Annotated in this window: 16 protein-coding genes and 1 riboswitch; of the genes, 11 read left to right on the plus strand and 5 right to left on the minus strand. The window is 70.4% G+C overall.

Features of this window, described 5'->3' with window-relative positions; all coding sequences use genetic code 11:
* Positions 1-148: 148 nt before the first annotated feature.
* Positions 149-2,350, minus strand: coding sequence for a TonB-dependent receptor (locus tag IE209_RS29485; protein WP_189690458.1), 2,202 nt, complete (start codon positions 2,348-2,350; stop codon positions 149-151).
* Between the two features lie 128 nt (positions 2,351-2,478).
* Positions 2,479-2,705: riboswitch (cobalamin riboswitch) on the minus strand.
* Between the two features lie 173 nt (positions 2,706-2,878).
* On the opposite strand from IE209_RS29485, the gene IE209_RS29490 reads away from it, so the two are divergent.
* The 3 genes from IE209_RS29490 to IE209_RS29500 are packed head-to-tail and all read left to right on the plus strand — an operon-like array spanning position 2,879 to position 5,351.
* On the plus strand, positions 2,879-3,889 hold the full coding sequence (locus IE209_RS29490; protein WP_189690459.1) for an ABC transporter substrate-binding protein: 1,011 nt from the start codon (positions 2,879-2,881) through the stop codon (positions 3,887-3,889).
* Between the two features lie 2 nt (positions 3,890-3,891).
* Positions 3,892-4,371, plus strand: coding sequence for a nucleoside deaminase (locus IE209_RS29495; protein WP_189690460.1), 480 nt, complete (start codon positions 3,892-3,894; stop codon positions 4,369-4,371).
* The gene (locus IE209_RS29500; protein ID WP_189690461.1) at positions 4,371-5,351 is read left to right on the plus strand and encodes an isopenicillin N synthase family dioxygenase; all 981 of its coding nucleotides are present in this window, start codon (positions 4,371-4,373) and stop codon (positions 5,349-5,351) included. The genes IE209_RS29495 and IE209_RS29500 overlap by 1 nt, the downstream gene beginning before the upstream one ends.
* A 206-nt stretch (positions 5,352-5,557) precedes the next feature.
* On the opposite strand, the gene IE209_RS29505 is transcribed toward IE209_RS29500, so the two are convergent.
* The gene (locus tag IE209_RS29505; RefSeq protein ID WP_189690462.1) at positions 5,558-6,508 is read right to left on the minus strand and encodes an MBL fold metallo-hydrolase; all 951 of its coding nucleotides are present in this window, start codon (positions 6,506-6,508) and stop codon (positions 5,558-5,560) included.
* Positions 6,509-6,570: 62 nt separating this feature from the next.
* Between IE209_RS29505 and IE209_RS29510 the strand changes: the two genes are divergently transcribed.
* From IE209_RS29510 to IE209_RS29535, 6 genes are all read left to right on the plus strand, one after another.
* Entirely contained in the window at positions 6,571-6,987 is a 417-nt protein-coding gene (locus IE209_RS29510) for a VOC family protein (protein ID WP_189690463.1), read from the plus strand.
* A gap of 54 nt (positions 6,988-7,041) precedes the next feature.
* Positions 7,042-8,076: an SPFH domain-containing protein gene (locus tag IE209_RS29515; protein ID WP_189690464.1), complete on the plus strand. Its 1,035-nt coding sequence runs from the start codon at positions 7,042-7,044 to the stop codon at positions 8,074-8,076.
* A gap of 66 nt (positions 8,077-8,142) precedes the next feature.
* Positions 8,143-9,654, plus strand: coding sequence for a DUF4178 domain-containing protein (locus IE209_RS29520; RefSeq protein WP_189690465.1), 1,512 nt, complete (start codon positions 8,143-8,145; stop codon positions 9,652-9,654).
* A gap of 25 nt (positions 9,655-9,679) precedes the next feature.
* Positions 9,680-9,901 carry a DUF350 domain-containing protein gene (locus IE209_RS29525; RefSeq protein ID WP_189690466.1) on the plus strand — a complete coding sequence of 74 codons (222 nt, stop codon included), beginning with the start codon at positions 9,680-9,682 and terminating at the stop codon, positions 9,899-9,901.
* A gap of 4 nt (positions 9,902-9,905) precedes the next feature.
* Positions 9,906-11,429: a polyamine aminopropyltransferase gene (locus IE209_RS29530; protein ID WP_189690467.1), complete on the plus strand. Its 1,524-nt coding sequence runs from the start codon at positions 9,906-9,908 to the stop codon at positions 11,427-11,429.
* On the plus strand, positions 11,426-12,997 hold the full coding sequence (locus IE209_RS29535) for an FAD-dependent oxidoreductase (protein WP_229883127.1): 1,572 nt from the start codon (positions 11,426-11,428) through the stop codon (positions 12,995-12,997). The genes IE209_RS29530 and IE209_RS29535 overlap by 4 nt, the downstream gene beginning before the upstream one ends.
* Here the strand turns inward: IE209_RS29535 and IE209_RS29540 are convergent.
* Together IE209_RS29540 and IE209_RS29545 are read right to left on the minus strand one after the other, a co-directional pair.
* Complete coding sequence (locus IE209_RS29540; RefSeq protein WP_189690469.1) at positions 12,960-13,364, minus strand: S-adenosylmethionine decarboxylase family protein; 405 nt, start codon at positions 13,362-13,364, stop codon at positions 12,960-12,962. The genes IE209_RS29535 and IE209_RS29540 overlap by 38 nt on opposite strands.
* A 16-nt stretch (positions 13,365-13,380) precedes the next feature.
* Entirely contained in the window at positions 13,381-13,815 is a 435-nt protein-coding gene (locus IE209_RS29545; RefSeq protein WP_373305458.1) for an FKBP-type peptidyl-prolyl cis-trans isomerase, read from the minus strand.
* A gap of 150 nt (positions 13,816-13,965) precedes the next feature.
* Between IE209_RS29545 and IE209_RS29550 the strand changes: the two genes are divergently transcribed.
* Complete coding sequence (locus IE209_RS29550; protein ID WP_229883128.1) at positions 13,966-15,141, plus strand: patatin-like phospholipase family protein; 1,176 nt, start codon at positions 13,966-13,968, stop codon at positions 15,139-15,141.
* Positions 15,142-15,173: 32 nt separating this feature from the next.
* Complete coding sequence (locus IE209_RS29555) at positions 15,174-15,953, plus strand: 3-hydroxybutyrate dehydrogenase (protein ID WP_189690472.1); 780 nt, start codon at positions 15,174-15,176, stop codon at positions 15,951-15,953.
* Between the two features lie 25 nt (positions 15,954-15,978).
* On the opposite strand, the gene IE209_RS29560 is transcribed toward IE209_RS29555, so the two are convergent.
* Positions 15,979-16,287, minus strand: a complete 309-nt coding sequence (locus tag IE209_RS29560) for a putative quinol monooxygenase (RefSeq protein WP_189690473.1) — start codon at positions 16,285-16,287, stop codon at positions 15,979-15,981.
* Between the last annotated feature and the right edge of the window lie 67 nt (positions 16,288-16,354).

The raw sequence follows: 16,354 nt of genomic DNA on the forward strand, positions 1-16,354 counted from the left end.
TGACAAAGCGCAAGGTGCCCTTGCGCAGCCCATGGCGCTGCGCTCCTCGGCAGGGGCACAGGGGAAATTCCGATTCGGGCCATCGCTGCGCTCGGCCTGGGACTCGGGCCTTCGCTGTGCTCGGCCCAGGGTGGGGAAGAGGCCCATGTCAGAAGTCGATGTGCAGTCCGACCAGCAGCTCCCGCCCTGGCATCGAGGTGCCGCAGCCCCCGTTCTGGAAGGCTGGGTTCGCCGTGCAGGGCGAACGGTCCAGCGCGATGAAGACCGGGTGGCGGTTCAGGTCGAACAGGTTGTTCACGCCGGCGAACAGCTTCACGCCCGGCGAGACCCGGTAGTCCGCGCGCAGGTTCCAGACCGTGAAGGCGCCCTTGCGGTGGATGAAGGTGCTGCCGGGCTCGCCCTGCGGGATCAGCAGGATCTCCTCGGTGTCGTACCACATCGGACCGCGCAGCAAGGCAGAGACCTGCAGCGTCCAGGCGCCCGCATCGCGCGGGCCGCCCTGGCCGTAGCGCACGCCGGCCGAGGCCTCGTAGCGGTACATGCGCTGCACCTTGTCGGTGTTGGCCGTGGCCGCCGCGCCCTTGTCGCGCATGTCGAGGTGGTAGTAGCCGCTGGCGAAGGCGTCGAACACGCGGCCCGGCAGTTGCAGCGTCCGCGCAAGGTCCACGCTGCCCTGGAACTCGACGCCGCGCGCCACGATGTCGGCCGCGTTGTTGGCGTAGTCAGAGGTGTTGGTCGTGGGTCCGCGCGAAACCGTGGTGATGCGGTCCGAGATCGTGTTCTGGAACAACGCCGCATCCAGCCGCCAGAGCGGCGCCTGCAGCGTGGCGCCCACCTCGATCTGCCGGCTGGTCTCGGGCTTCAGGTTGGGATTGCCGAAGATGCGGCCACCGCCCACGGCCGTGAAGTCCGAGGCCAGCTCCGTGGCCGTGGGCGCACGGAAGCCCGTGGAGGCGCCCGCGCGCAGGTTCAACAGCTCGCTGGCCTTCCACGTCGCGCCCGTGGACCAGGTGTGGGTGTCGTAGCTGCGCGTGGTGCTCACCGCGAGCGGCAGGTTGGGCGTGGCGTCGAAGCGCGTCCGGCCCCAGGTCTTGCGCAGGCCCGCGCGCAGCGTGAGCCGGTCGTCGAGCAGGGTCTGCGCGTCCTCGAAGTACAGCGCGTGCACCTCTTCGGTCTGGTTGTTGTCGTAGGGCGCGACCTGGCCGCTGGGGCCGCCCGGCATGGCCACGCGCTCGCGCACCGAGCGCAGCCGGCTCTTCTCCCAGTCCAGGCCCAGCAGCAGGTCGTTGCCCTGCCCCAGCTTGAAGCGCGGCTGCAGGCGCAGGCCGCTCACGTCCAGCGTGCGCTTGTTGTGGTCGCGCGAGGTGCCCGGCACAGCCGCGGTGCCGGAGCGGACCACGGGCGAGGCCCAGTGGAGTTCGTCGATGTCGCTGAGGTCGTAGACCTGGGCCATCCAGCCGATGCGCTGGTCGGCCGTGGACCCTTCGTAGCTCAGGTCCAGCGAGTGGTTGGTGCGGTCGTCGCGGCTGTGGATGTTGGCGCCCGATCCGCGGAAGCCCGCGTTGTAGATGCCGTCGGTGCGCAGCTGCTGCTGCACACGGTGGTGGTCGGCCAGCTGCCAGCCCAGCGCGCCGCTGGCGCCGCGGCGCTCCCAGCCCGTGTTGGCCAGGGTGCCGCCGCCCCGGCCCGCATCGTAGTCGCCGCGCTCGCCGCCGGACAGGCCGATGTACCAGTCGAACCTCTCGCTGGCGCCCGCCGTCTGCGCATGGGCGCGCCACAGGCCCCAGGAGCCGGCCGTGAGGTCCACGCTGGAACCGGGCTGGGTCGCGCCGGTCTTCATGATGATGTTGACCACGCCGCCCATGTTCTGGCTGCCGTAGACGACCGAGCCCGGGCCGCGCACGATCTCGATGCGCTCCACGTCGGACGGGCTCAGCTTGGACAGATTGGCCGTGCCCGCGCGGCGGCCGTTCACGAGCACGAGCACCTGGCTGCGGAAGTCGCGTCCCTGGCCGTCGGTGGACGCGCCGCGGATGTTCATCGAGGTCTGGGCCGCGGTCCACTCGCTCAGAAAGCCCACGGCGTTCTCGGCCAGCAGGTCGGTGACCGAGCGCGCGCTGGAGCGCTCTATCGTGTCCCGTTCGATCGTCTGCGTGGTGGCCGCGATGCGGCTGCGGTCCTCGGGCCGGGCCGTGGCCGTGACGAACACCTCGTCGAGCGCGCCCGTGGTGGGTGCTTGGGCCTGGGCCGTGCCGCACAGGGCGAGCGCGGTGGCGAGGAAGGAGGAAGGGGCAAGGAATCCGCGGAGCGCGGCCGCGCGGGGGCGGCTGCAGGGCTGGTGGTCGTGCATGTGTCGTTGCGTTCAGGCCCCGCTCTCCCGCAGGGCCGATCTCTGGAACACACCGCAGCCGCACAGGGCACGACCCGGGCCGCGCCGCCCGGGCGCAGAACCGCGTCGGACCAACGCACGCCCGCGGTGTCCGATTCGACTGCAAGGCCGGTATCCGGGCTCGCGGAGCGGTGCTTCGACAAGCACCAGGCCCCTCGCCTTCCCACGCCCTGAGGACGCAGTGGCTGCCGGCGCGAGGCGCCGGCATGAGGGGTTGTGATCCGCTGACCGTTGCGGGGGCAGCGCAGGCATCTCACCTGCTTCCCGTTTGACCTCCGACCTTGCGGCCGGCGGCACCTTGCAACCGGGGCGTGGCACCGACCTCCAGGAGGACGACCGCCACGGCCCGCGCGGATTATCGTCCAGCCGCGCGCAACGCCCTGTCGCCATAACACGCCTGCTATGCCGGACATGGCCTGGGCGTGGCTGTCGCCATGGCGCGGCGGTTCCTAGACTGTCTGCGACAGAGCCATTCCCGAGGAACCCACGATGCAACGCCGCCAACTGCTCACCCTGGCCACCGCCGCCGCCCTGCCCGCGTTCAGCTTCGCGCAGAGCGGCAAGCTCCAGCCGCTCAAGTTCACGCTGGACTTCCGCATCTCGGGCCAGGTCGCGCCCTTCTTCGTCGCGCTGGCCAAGGGCTACTACGCGCAGGAGGGCCTCGCGCCCAGCTTCGACGTGGGCAGCGGCTCGGTGGCGGCCATCACGCGCGTGGCCAGCGGCGCCTACGACATGGGCTTTGGCGACCTCAGCGCACTCATGGAGTTCCAGGCCACGCAGGGGCCGCTGGTGCAGGCCGTCTACCAGTACTACAACCGCGCGCCTTTCGTCATCATCGCGCGCAAGGACCGTGGCGTGAGCGACTTCAAGAGCCTGGCCGGCAAGCGCATCGCGGCGGCGGCCGTGGAGTCCACGCGCCGCGCCTGGCCGATCGCGGCCCGGCATGCGGGCCTGAAGGCCGATGCCTTCGAATGGGTCACGACGGACTTCTCGCAGCGCGACAACGTGATCGTGCGCGGCGACGTGGACGGCGCAACCTACTTCCACGACTCGGCGTTGTCGCTGTTCCAGCGCATCGATCCGGCCCAGCTGGCCGTGCTGTCGTATGCGGACATCGGCGCCAGCCTCTACGGCAACGCCATCCTGGCCTCCAGCAAGCTCGCCAGCGAGAAGCCGGAGACCGTGCGTGCCTTCCTGCGCGCCACCAACCGCGGCATCCAGGATACGCTGGCCGATCCGCTGGCGGCCATGGCCTTCGTCAAGCAGCGCGAGCCCATGGTCGACGAAAAGCTCGAAGCCCAGCGCTTCGCGCTTACGGCCCGGTACATGGTGACGGCCGATACCCGCGCCCACGGCCTGGGCAGCGTGCAACACGAGCTGCTGGCGCGGCAGATCGAGGAGATCACGCAGACCTTCGGTCTCAAGACGGCGCCGGTGGCCGCCAACGTGTTCAACGCGACGTTCCTGCCGGCGGCCGGCGAGCGCGCCATCAAGGCCTGAGCATGCAGCAAGGACTGGACGAAGCCGACGGCAGCTACCTGCGCCGGGCCATCGAACTGTCGGCCATCGGCAGCGCGCGCGGCAACCGGCCCTTCGGCGCGGTCGTCGTTTCGGCCGACGGCCAGCTGCTGGCCGAGGCCCACAACGACAACGCCGCCACGGGCGACTGCACGGCCCATGCCGAAGTCAATGCGCTGCGCCAGCTGCGGCGCGAGGCCATGGCCGGCGCGACCATGTACGCCTCGGGCGAGCCCTGCGTGATGTGCGCGGGCGCGATCTTCTGGAGCGGCATCCGCCGCGTGGTGTTCGGCATCGACGCCGTGAGCCTGCGGCGCTTTCGCGCCAAGGACGCTTCCGCGGCCGACCTGCAAATGTCCTGCCGCGAGGTGTTTGCCCACAGCGCGGAGCCTTTCACCGTGATCGGCCCTGCGCTTCTTGCCGAAGCCACGGCGCCGCACCAAGCCTACTGGGGAATGGAATGATGAGCTATGCACTGCATGAACTGACCAAGGAATCGCGCATGGGCGCGGTCGGCACCGAAGCCGCGCGCGAGGTGCGCGTGATCGACCTGGCCGACTTCGAACACCGCCACGCCGAGATCGCCGACCAGCTTTGGGACGCCGCCGTCGACGTGGGCTTCTTTCAGCTGGCCAACCACGGCATCGCGCTCGAGAAGGTGCGCGAGGCCTTTGCGATGACGGAGCGCTTCTTCGCGCTGCCGGACGCCGTGAAGGCGCGCCACCCGCTCAAGAAGGGCCTGAACGCCGGCTGGGAGAGCCGCGCCCAGGTACGCCCTTCGACAGGCACGCCGGACCAGAAGGAGAGCTACCAGATCACGCGCCCGCACATGGAAGGCCTGTGGCCCGGCGAGGAGGTGCTGCCCGGTTTCCAGCAGACCATGCTGGCCTTCGAAGCCCAGGCCTGGACGGTGGCCATGCGCGTGCTGTCGTGCTTCGCCGTGAAGCTGGGCTTTGCGCGCGAGTTCTTCACGGCCGCGCACGATCCCAGCCAGCCGGACTACCAGAGCACGCTGCGCATGCTGCACTACTTCGCGGTGGACCCGGCCCTGCGCGACCAGATGGGCCTGTGGCGCGCCGGCGCGCACACCGACTTCGATTGCCTCACCCTGCTGTTCCAGCGCAGCGGCCAGGGCGGGCTGCAGCTGCTGCCGGGCAAGGACATGGACACGCAGGCCTGGACCTCGATCACGCCGGCCGACGAGCTGATCACCTGCAACATCGGCGACATGCTGATGCGCTGGAGCGACGACCAGCTCCCCAGCAACTTCCACCGCGTGAAGAATCCCGCGGCGCACGAGTACCAGGGCGCGCGCTACAGCCTGGCCTTCTTCGCCCAGGCCAACCGCGGCACGCTGATCGAGACGCCCTCGGGCAAGTACCCGGCCATCACGGCCGGGGACTTCCTGCAGCAGCGCATCGCGGCCAACTTCAAGAAGTACTGAGAACGTGTGAACGAACCGCTCACACCCACGCGAGGCCCCGGTGAGCACCTGCTTCCATCCTGATCGTCGCGCCCGGGGCCTCGCCCTTCGGGCCGGGGCGCGCCAGGCCGCATGCGGGCGTTGCAGTCCTTGCCCGGGCACCAGCCCGGGCTGCGGCCTGCGCCTTCGCCTGCGGCCCGCCGCACCCCGTCGTGGGCGCGACCGGTTCATTCACACGTTCTGAGCCGCCAGAAGCCCTCGGCGTCGACCTGGACCTCGCCCTCTGCCAGCATTTCGTCGAGGTGCTGGGCGATGGTGCGCGTTTCGGCGGAATCGACCCACCAGCTCTGGTGGTCCGGCGGGTACAACACCCGGCACGCGGCGAGTTGGCCCAGCGTCTTCGGCGACTCCGACAGCAGCGCGCGCAGGCGGGCGCTGCGTTCGTCGATCTTGGCCGCGAATGCGGCCAGGTCGCGCAGGAAGCGTTCGCGCTCGGTGTAGACGCCGCGGTGGTGCGAAGTCACCCAGACCTTGGCCGGCAGTTCCGGCAAGCGTCGCAGCGTGGCGCGGAAGTCGCGCAGGCTGGAGCCCGCGTCGGCGTAGTAGGGACCGAAGCCACTCAGGTCGATGTCGCCGATGAAGGCCACGCCCTCGGGCTCGACCAGCAGCACGCTGTGGCCGGCCGTGTGGCCCGGCATGTGGAAGGCGCGGATGCGTGCGCCGCCGAGTTCCCAGCAGGCGCCATCGGCATAGCCCTGGGCATCCGGCCGCGGCGCGTAGAAGAAGTCGCGCTGGTAGCGGGCCAGCACCTCGTCGCCGAGCGCAGCACTGGCCACGCCCATGGCCGCGAGCAGGCCCGGCCAGCTCTGCGCGGCCGGCAGGTCGGCATGGTGCACGTGCACGGGGGCGTGCGGCAGGCGGTGCAAGCCGGCCATGTGGTCCTCGTGCACATGGCCCATGACCACGAGTTCGCTCGTGTCGAAGGCCGCGCCGATGAAGTTGGAGACGATGGGCGTGTCCATGGCCGCGCGCGTGTCCGTGCCGCGCACCAGCACCTGGTTGCCGTCGGGGTACTTGCCGTTGCGCTCGCCGAAGTAGACCGAGACACGGCCGAAGTCGAGGCGCTGCACGCCGACATGGGGCGCGCGGTCGCGCGCGGCGGTCTGGGGGGTGCTCATGGGCACGGCACCATAGCAGAGGGGAGCCGGCTCTGCTGTCGCGGGCGGCGCACAATCGCACCATGCAAAGCATCTTCCATCTCGCCTTCAATGTCCGTGACCTGGACGCGGCGCGCCGCTTCTACGGCGGCGTGCTCGGCTGCCGCGAAGGCCGCAGCACCGCCACTTGGGTCGATTTCGATTTCTTCGGCCACCAGATCTCGCTGCACCTGGGCGAGCCCTTCGCCACGGCCCGCACCGGGCACGTGGGCGACAAGCTCGTGCCCATGCCGCACTTCGGCCTGATCCTGCAACTGGCCGACTGGCAGGCGATGGCCAAGCGCTTGACCGATGCCGGCACCGACTTCGTGCTGGAGCCGCAAGGCCGCTTCGAAGGCCAACCCGGCGAGCAATGGACCATGTTCTTCCTCGACCCCTTCGGCAACCCGATCGAGGTCAAGGGCTTCCGCTCGCTGGCGACGGTCTACGACGCGCAGTAGCGCCGCGGCGTGCGGGCTATCATCCCGCGACCCAAGAACATGAGGAGGGGCACCATGGCCTTGATGGACTTCATCCGCAAGCAATTCATCGACGTCATCCAGTGGACGGAAGACGGCGACGGCACGCTGGCATGGCGCTTTCCCATGCAGGACATGGAGATCCAGTACGGGGCCTCGCTGACCGTGCGCGAGTCGCAGATGGCGGTGTTCGTGAACGAGGGCAAGGTGGCCGACGTGTTCGGCCCGGGTTTGTACAAGCTCACCACGCAGAACATCCCGCTGCTGACCAACCTCAAGAACTGGGACAAGCTGTTCGAGTCGCCGTTCAAGAGCGACGTCTACTTCTTCAGCACGCGCCAGCAGGTCGACCAGAAATGGGGCACGCCCCAGCCCGTGACGATCCGCGACAAGGACTTCGGCGCCGTTCGGCTGCGCGCCTTCGGCAACTACAGCTACCGCGTCGCCGACCCCCGGCTGTTCCACACCGAGATCTCGGGCACGCGCGAACGCTATGGCGTGGCCGACCTGGACGGGCAGCTGCGCGGCCTGGTGCTGCAGCACCTGTCGGACGGCATCGCGCAGAGCGGCATCCCGTTCCTGGACCTGGCGGCCAACCAGATCGCGTTCGCCAAGGCCCTGGCGGCCGAGCTGGGCCCGGCCTTCGCGGCCATCGGTCTCAAGCTGGAAGGCATGACGGTGCAGAACGTCTCGCTGCCCGAGGAGCTGCAGAAGATCCTGGACCAGAAGATCGGCATGGGCATGGTGGGCAACGACATGGGCAGGTTCATGCAGTACCAGACCGCCCAGGCCATCCCGAACATCGCCCAGGGCGGTGGCGGCAGCGGCATCGCCGGCGACGCCATGGGCCTGGGCGCCGGCGTGGCGCTGGGCCAGGTGCTCGCGCAGAACCTGCAGCAGGGTTTGCAGCAGCCAGCCCCGGCCGTGCCTGCGACCGCCGCAGCAGCAGTGCTCAAGCCGGAGGACGTGCTGGCCACGCTGGAGCGGCTGGGCGAACTCAAGGCCAAGGGCATCCTGACGGACGAAGAGTTCGCCGGCAAGAAGGCCGAGCTGCTCAAGAAGCTGGTCTGACCCTGCACCGCGCGGCGGCGTCGCCCTGACGGGCCGGGCCCGCCGTGCGCCTGCCGCACGCCCCGCATGGCCAACGACATCCCACAGCGCAGCTACAGCGCGCCCTGCCCCGGCTGCGGCGCGCCGGTCACGTTCCTGCACGCGCAGTCCACCCACGCCGTCTGCGCCTACTGCCAGAGCACGGTGGTGCGCAACGGCGCGGTGCTGCGCCGGCTCGGCAAGATGGCCGAGCTGTTCGACGACCACAGCCCGCTGCAGCTGCAGGCCAGCGGCATCTGGGATGGCCAGGCCTTCACGCTGATCGGCCGCTTGCAGTACCGCGGCAGCAACGGCACCTGGACGGAATGGGAGGCCTTGCTGGCCGACGGCAGCCTGGCCACCCTGGGCGAGGACAACGGCAGCTACGTGTTCAGCCGGCCCGGCGCGGCCCAGCAGGCCTTGCCCGCGGCCGGCACGCTCCGCGTGGGCCAGCGCGTGGAACTCTCGGGCACGGCCTACAGCGTCGCCAGCCGCGACCAGACCGCGCTGATCGCGGCCGCGGGCGAGCTGCCGCACCTGCCGCCGCTGGGCCAGGCCTTCGAGATGGTGGAGCTGCGCAGCGCCGACGGCGAGGTGCTCAGCATCGACCACGGCCGCCAGCCGCCGCTGGTGGCGCGCGGCCGCGCGGTACGGCTGGAGGATCTGCAGTTGCGCGGCCTGCGCGAGGCCATCGCCAAGGAAGAGCGCGCGCGCCAGTTCGCCTGCCCGCAGTGCGGCGCGCCCGTGCAGGTGAGCCTGGCCAGCAGCAAGACCGTCACCTGCCCGCAGTGCCACGCCGTGATCGACCTGTCGGCCGGCACCGGTGGCGAGCTGCGCCATGCGCTGCAGGACGAACCGCTGCGCCCGCTCATCGCGCTCGGCAGCATCGGCCGGCTGCAGGGCGTGGACTGGCAGGTGGTGGGCTTTCAGCACCGGCTGGGCCGCGACCCCGAAGACCCCGACGAAAGCTTCGGATGGAGCGAGTACCTGCTCTACCACGCCAAGCGCGGCTTCTCCTTCCTGGTCGATGCGCAGGACGGCTGGAGCATGGTGGCGCCGACCACGGGCGCGCCCCAGCTCTCGGGCGATGGCCGCAGCGCGAGCTACCTGGGCAGCCGCTACGAACTGCGCGAGCGCTACCAGGCCGAGACCGATTACGTGGCCGGCGAGTTCTACTGGCCCGTGCGGCGCGGCGACAAGACCAGCAACAGCGACTTCGCCAAGGGGCGCACGCTGCTGTCGATGGAGCGGACGGCGCACGAGATCACCTGGTCCAGCGGCGGCCAGCTGGACAGCGCCACCGTGGCCCAGGCCTTCAAGCTGGAGGGCCGCAAGGATCTGTTCCAGCGCAGCGACGCGGCGCCGCTGAGCGCGGCCGCGGGCCTGAGCCGCACCACCATCATCCTGGTCGTGCTGTTGGTGCTGGTCATCGTGCTCGTCGCGCGCTGCGACGGCTGCGACCCGCAGCGCGAGAACTGCAGCAGCAGCGGCAGCAGCTACTCCAGCCGCTCCAGCGGCGCCTCGTACGGGGGCTACACCAGCGGCGGTGGCCACAAATGAAGACTCTTTCTGACGGAGGTTCCCCATGGGACTGGAATGGTTGAAACCCGGCGCCTTCTTCGGCTCCATCCTGTACGCGCTCATCGGCGTCGTGGTGTTCTGGCTGGCCTTCGTCGTGATCGACAAGATCACGCCCTACGACCTGTGGCAGGAACTGGTCGAGAAGCAGAACGTGGCGCTGGGCATCGTGGTCGGCGCCATGTGCCTGGGCATCTCCGTGATCGTCGCCGCCGCGGTGCACGGCTGAGCGCGTGACGAGCGCCGCTTCGCGGCCGGTGGCGGTCGCGCTGCTGGCCAGCGTCTTCGTCGTGGCCGCGTGCGGCCTGGTCTACGAGCTGGCCGCGGGCGCCCTGGCCTCCTATGTGCTGGGCGACTCCATCCTGCAGTTCTCCACCATCATCGGCAGCTATTTGTTCGCGATGGGCGTGGGCTCCTGGCTGTCGCGCTATTTCGAGCGCCAGCTGCCCGCGCACTTCCTGCGCATCGAGCTGCTGGTGGCGCTGGTGGGCGGCGCGCTGCCGGCCCTGCTGTTCATCGCCAACGCCTGGACGCCGGACGCCTTCCGGCTGCTGCTGTACGGCCTGGTGCTGCTGGTCGGCACGCTGGTGGGGCTGGAGATCCCGCTGGTCATGCGCATCCTCAAGCGCGACGTGGCGCTCAAGGACCTGGTCTCGCAGGTGCTGACCTTCGACTACCTGGGCGCGCTGGCCGTGTCGGTGGCGTTCCCGCTGCTGCTGGTGCCGCACCTGGGGCTGGTGCGCACGGGCCTGCTGTTCGGCTTCATGAACGCGGCCGTGGCGCTGTGGGCGCTGTGGCTGTTCCGCCATGAGCTGCGCCAGTTTGGCGCCCATGCGCTGGCCTGCGCGTGCACGCTGGCCGTGCTGGCCACGGGCTTCGTCGGCGCCGACCGCATCACCACGCTGGCCGAGGACCGCTTCTACCAGGACCGCGCCGTGTTCAGCGAACAGACCCCGTACCAGCGCATCGTGGTCACGCACGGGCGCGCCGGCCACAGGCTGTACCTCAACGGCAACCTGCAGTTCGCCGAGCACGACGAGTACCGTTACCACGAGGCCCTGGTGCACCCGGCCATGGCCGCCCATGGCGCGCCGCGCAAGGTGGCGGTGCTGGGCGGCGGGGACGGCATGGCCGTGCGCGAGATGCTCAAGTACCCCACGGTCGAGCAGGTCACGCTGGTCGAACTGGACCCGGCCATGACGCGGCTGTTCCGCGACCACGAAGCGCTGGCCGCGCTGAACGGGCACGCGCTGCGCTCGCCCAAGGTCACCGTGGTCAACACCGACGCCTTCCGCTGGCTGGAGGAGACGCGCGAGATCTACGACGTGGTCGTCGTGGACTTCCCCGACCCGACCAACTTCTCCATCGGCAAGCTCTACACCAATTCGTTCTACGCACTGCTGGACCGGCACCTGGCGGCCAGCGGCTACGCGGTGGTGCAGTCGACCTCGCCGCTGCTGGCGCGCCAGAGCTTCTGGACCGTGGTGCAGACCATCGAATCGGTGGGACTGCAGACCGCACCCTACCACGCCCACGTGCCGAGCTTCGGCGAGTGGGGCTTCGTGCTGGCCGGGCGGCGGCCCTGGCGCACGCCGCCGCAGTTGCCCGAAGGGCTGCGCTTCCTCGACCGCGCGGGCGTGGCGGCGCTGTTCGACTTCCCGCGCGACATGGCACGTGTGCCGGCCGAGGTGAACCGGCTGTCCAACCAGGTGCTCGTGAACCTCTACGAGGACGAATGGGGCAAGGCGCGCCCATGATCTCGCGGCGCGCCTGGCTGGCCGGCGCGGCCCTGCCGCTGCTGCCCGGCTGCGACGCGCCAGCGCCCCCGCTGGACGGCGGCTTCGTGGGCGCGAGCGCGGAGCGTGGCCATCTGCTGCGCACGGCCGTGGCGCAGGCGCCGGCACGCACGCAGCGCACGCGCGTGTTGATCGCCGGCGGCGGCGTGGCCGGCTTGGCCGCGGCGCGCGCGCTGCGCCAGCGCGGCATGGAGGACTTCGTGCTGCTGGAGCTGGAAGACCAGGCCGGCGGCAACAGCCGCGCCATGCAACTGCAGGGCCTGCCCTGCCCGCTCGGCGCGCACTACCTGCCGCTGCCCACGGACGCGGCGCGCGAGGTGCAGGACCTGCTGGAGGAGCTTGGCCTGCGCCGGCGCGTGGCGGGCCGCTGGGAATACGACGAACGCCACCTGTGCCACAGCCCGCAGGAGCGGCTGTACCGCAACGGCCATTGGCAGGACGGCCTGCTGCCCGTGCAAGACATCGCCGCCGACACGCTGGCCCAGTACCGGCGCTTCGCCGCGCGTGTGGCCGCGCTGATGCGCAGCGCCCCGTTCGCCCTGCCCGCGCAGCGCGCGGCCTTCACGGCCGAACACGCGGCGCTGGACGCGCAGACCATGGCGCAGTGGCTGGGCCGCGAAGGCCTGGACGACGCGCAGTTGCTCTGGTACCTGGACTACTGCTGCCGCGACGACTTCGGCGCCGGCCTGGCGAGCGTGTCGGCCTGGGCCGGCATCCACTACTTCGCCAGCCGGCACGGCTTCCATGCGCCAGGCGATGCCGATGCCGAACGCGAGGCCGTACTGACCTGGCCCGAGGGCAACGCCTGGCTTGCGCAGCGGCTGGCGCAGCCGCTGGGCGATCGGCTGCGCTGCGGCCGCGTGGTGCGACGCATCGCCACGCACCGGCACGGCGTGGCCGTGCAGGCGCTGGACCTTGGCAGCGGCCAGCTGGAGCAGTGGGAGGCCACGCACTGCATCGTCGCGCTGCCGGTGTTCGTGGCCACGCGCGTGCTGGCCGATGCGCCGGCGTTCGTGCACGACGCCGCGTCCGCGCTGCTCTACGCGCCCTGGCTGGTGGCCAACGTGCACCTGCGCGCCGCCCTGGCCGACCGCGGCGGCGCGGCGCCGAGCTGGGACAACGTGGTCTACGGCAGCCAAGGCCTGGGCTATGTCGATGCCGGCCACCAGGGCCTGGGGCAGCGCCGCCCAGACAGCCCGCGCGTGCTGAGCTGGTACCACGCACTGGGCCTGGCAACGGACGCGCGCAGCGCGCTACTGCAGCAGCCCTGGCAGCACTGGGCAATGCAGTTGTTCGACGAACTCGGCGCGGCCCACCCCGATCTGCGCGACAAGGCCAGCCACATCGCCATCGCGCGCTACGGCCATGCCATGGCCACGCCGGTGCCGGGCCTGGTGCGGCGGCTGCGCGCCAACCCGGCAACGCCACGGGCCGGCGCGCTGCTGTTCGCGCACGCGGACTGGTCGGGCTACTCGGTCTTCGAGGAGGCCTTCACGCGTGGCCACCTGGCGGGACTGGCGGCGGGATGAGCCCGCGCTCCAGCGCCTGGCGCAGCACCTGGGCCGGTTCGAAGCGCGCCACCAGCGCCTCCAGCAGTGCCTGGGCCTGGCCACGGTGGTCGGCGCCGAAATTGCACACGTAGACGTCCAGCGTCACGGCCGCCTGTTCGGGCCAGGTGTGCACGCACAAGTGGGATTCGGCCAGCAGCACGGTGGCCGTCACGCCACCCGGGCCCTGCGCCGTGTCGGGGAAGCGGTGGACCAGCTGGCCCACGGGCTGCAGGCCGGCGTCGCGCACGGCCTGCACGCACCAGATGCCCAGCATCTGCGCATCGACCAGCCACTGCGGTGCGCAGCGGCAGCCGTGCAGGTCGGCGGTCAGGTGCAAGCCGCGCATGCTGCCGCCCGCAGCATCACTTGCCGTTGATGCCGAGGAGTTCGACTTCGAACTGCAGCGTGGCGTTGGGCGGAATCACGCCGCCCGCGCCGCGCGAACCGTAGGCGATCGCCGCCGGGCAGGTCAGCTTGGCCTTGCCGCCGACCTTCATCTTCTGCACGCCCTCGGTCCAGCACGGGATCACGCCGTTCAGCGGGAACTCGATCGGGGCGTTGCGCTTGTAGGAGCTGTCGAACTCCTTGCCGTCCAGGAACGTGCCGCGGTAGTGCACCTTGACCTTGTCGCTGGCGCCGGGGCTCGCGCCATTGCCGTCCTGCAGCGAACGGTAGACCAGGCCGGAGGCCGTGGTCTGCGCGCCGGGTTCCTTGGCGGCGGCTTCGAGCGTGGTGGTGGACTGGGCGAAGACGGCAGTGGTGAACAACGCGGCGAGCACGACGACAGGGGTACGGATGGGCATGCGGTCTCCTTCGAAAGCCATGGGGCAAAGCCGACCATTATGGCCAGGAGGCACTGCAGTCGCGGACCGCGGCCGGACGCTTCAGCGGCCTATACTGCATCGCAGCAATCGGACCCCAGTTCCGTCATCCCAGAAAGCGTCCCCGTGGCTACATCCCCTTCCACCGCGCGCAGCCTCGCAGCGCCAGCGGAACACTGTGTCCTCGTGCTGCAGGGCGGCGGCGCCCTCGGCGCCTACCAGGCCGGCGTGTACGAGGCGCTCGCGGAACGCGGGGTGGCGCCCGACTGGGTGGCCGGCGTCTCCATCGGCGCGATCAACGCCGCGCTGATCGCCGGCAACCCGCCCGAGCGTCGCGTCGACCAGTTGCGCACGTTCTGGGCCCAGGTTTCGTCGGGCCTGCCGCTGCCGGCGCTGCCGGCCCGTTATGGCGACGAGGCGCGCAGCCTGTTCAACACCACCAGCGCCGCGCTGGTCGCCAGCTTCGGCGTGCCGGGCTTCTTCATGCCGCGCATTCCGCCAGCGCCGCTGCAGCCGGCCGGCACCGTGGCGGCGCTGAGCTGGTACGACACGGCACCGCTCAAGAGCACGCTGGAACGCCTGGTCGATTTCGACCGCATCAACGACGCACACTGCCGCGGCAAGGTGCGGCTGTCGGTCGGCGCGGTGGAGCTGGAGACCGGCAACTCGGTCTACTTCGATTCCGCCGACCCGACCTGTACCCAGCCCATCGGTCCGGAGCACGTGATGGCCAGCGGCGCGCTGCCGCCAGGCTTCGCGCCCGTGCCCGTGGACGGCAAGTGGTACTGGGATGGCGGCGTGGTGTCCAACACGCCGTTGCAGTACGTGATCGACCAGCCCTCCGTGCAGGACATGCTGGTGTTCCAGGTCGACCTGTTCAGCGCGCGCGGCGCGCTGCCGCGCAACCTGGACGAGGTGGCCGAGCGTGCCAAGGACATCCAGTACGCGAGCCGCACGCGCATGAACACCGACCTCGTGGCCGCGCAGCAGCGCCTGGCCGAGGCCGCGCAGCGCCTGGCCGACAAGCTGCCCGCGGCATGGCAGGACGACCCGGACCTCAAGGCCCTGCTGAACGCCGGCAACTGCAATGCCGTCACCGTCATGCACCTGATCCACCGCAGCAAGAGCCACGCCGGCCAGTCCAAGGACTACGAGTTCTCGCGCCAGACCGTGGCCGACCACTGGGCTGCCGGCCGCGCCGACGTGCAGGCCAGCTTCGCCGATCCGCGCTGGCGCGAGCGCCCGCGCAAGAAGGCCGGCATCACGGTGCTCGACCTCGTCCCGCGGCCGGCCGGCCGCTGAATGCTTCCCCCCGCTCCCCGAAAGGACCTGCCATGAAACTCAAGGACAAAGTCACGCTCGTCACCGGCGCCGCCAGCGGCATCGGCAAGGAAATCGCCTGCACCTACGCGCGCGAAGGCGCGCGCGTGGCCATCGCCGACATGAACAAGGCCGCCGCCGACGCCACGGCGGCCGAGCTGCGCGCGGCGGGCCACCAGGCCATGGGCGTGGCCATGGACGTGACCAGCGAGGAGCAGGTCAACGCCGGCGTGGCCGAGGTCGTGGCGGCCTGGGGCACGGTGGACGTGCTGGTCAGCAACGCCGGCATCCAGATCGTGCACCCGGTCGAGGAATTCCCGTTCGCCGAGTGGAAGAAGATGCTGGCGATCCACCTGGACGGCGCCTTCCTGACCACCAAGGCCGTGCTGCCGCTCATGTACAAGCAGAACAGTGGCTCCATCATCCTGATGGGCTCGGTGCACTCCAAGCTGGCCTCGGTGCTGAAGGCGCCCTATGTCACGGCCAAGCACGGCCTTCTGGGTCTGGCCCGCGTGCTGGCCAAGGAAGGCGGCCCGCACAACGTGCGGGCCAACGTGATCTGCCCGGGCTTCGTGCGCACGCCTCTGGTGGACAAGCAGATCCCCGAGCAGGCCGCCACGCTCAAGATCAGCGAGGAGGACGTGATCAAGAAGGTCATGCTCAAGGACACCGTGGACGGCGAGTTCACGACCGTGGCCGACGTGGCCGAGGTGGCGCTGCTGTTCGCGGCCTTCCCGAGCAATGCGCTGACGGGCCAGTCGCTGATCGTGAGCCACGGCTGGGCCATGGAATGAAGAACGGGGGCCGCGGCCCCGTTGTTCAGACCGGCTCCATCACGTGGATGGCCCGGTTCGCCACCCATTCCTTGGTCTTGGCGCCATAGGCCGCCATGTGCGGCGCCTTGGCATGGGCCTTGAGCGCGTCGAAGCTGGCCCACTTCTCGACGACGACGAAGGTGTCCGGTCCGAAGGTCGCCCAGCCGGGCGGCAGGTTGGCGGCGTCGACCACGGCGCCGTACTCGAGGCAGCCGTCCTCGGCCAGCACGGCGGCACGGTTTTCGTGGAAGGCGGCCAGCACGTCGCCGCGTTTGCCGGGGTGGGTGGTGATGATGGCCAGCACCTGGATCATGGAATCGGTCTCCTGAAGAAGGCGGCCCCACTGGCCGCCGGCGGCGCCGATTCTGCCCCTGGCCCCC

Source organism: Pseudorhodoferax aquiterrae (assembly GCF_014652235.1).
In the GTDB taxonomy this organism is placed as follows: Bacteria; Pseudomonadota; Gammaproteobacteria; order Burkholderiales; family Burkholderiaceae_C; genus Pseudorhodoferax; species Pseudorhodoferax aquiterrae.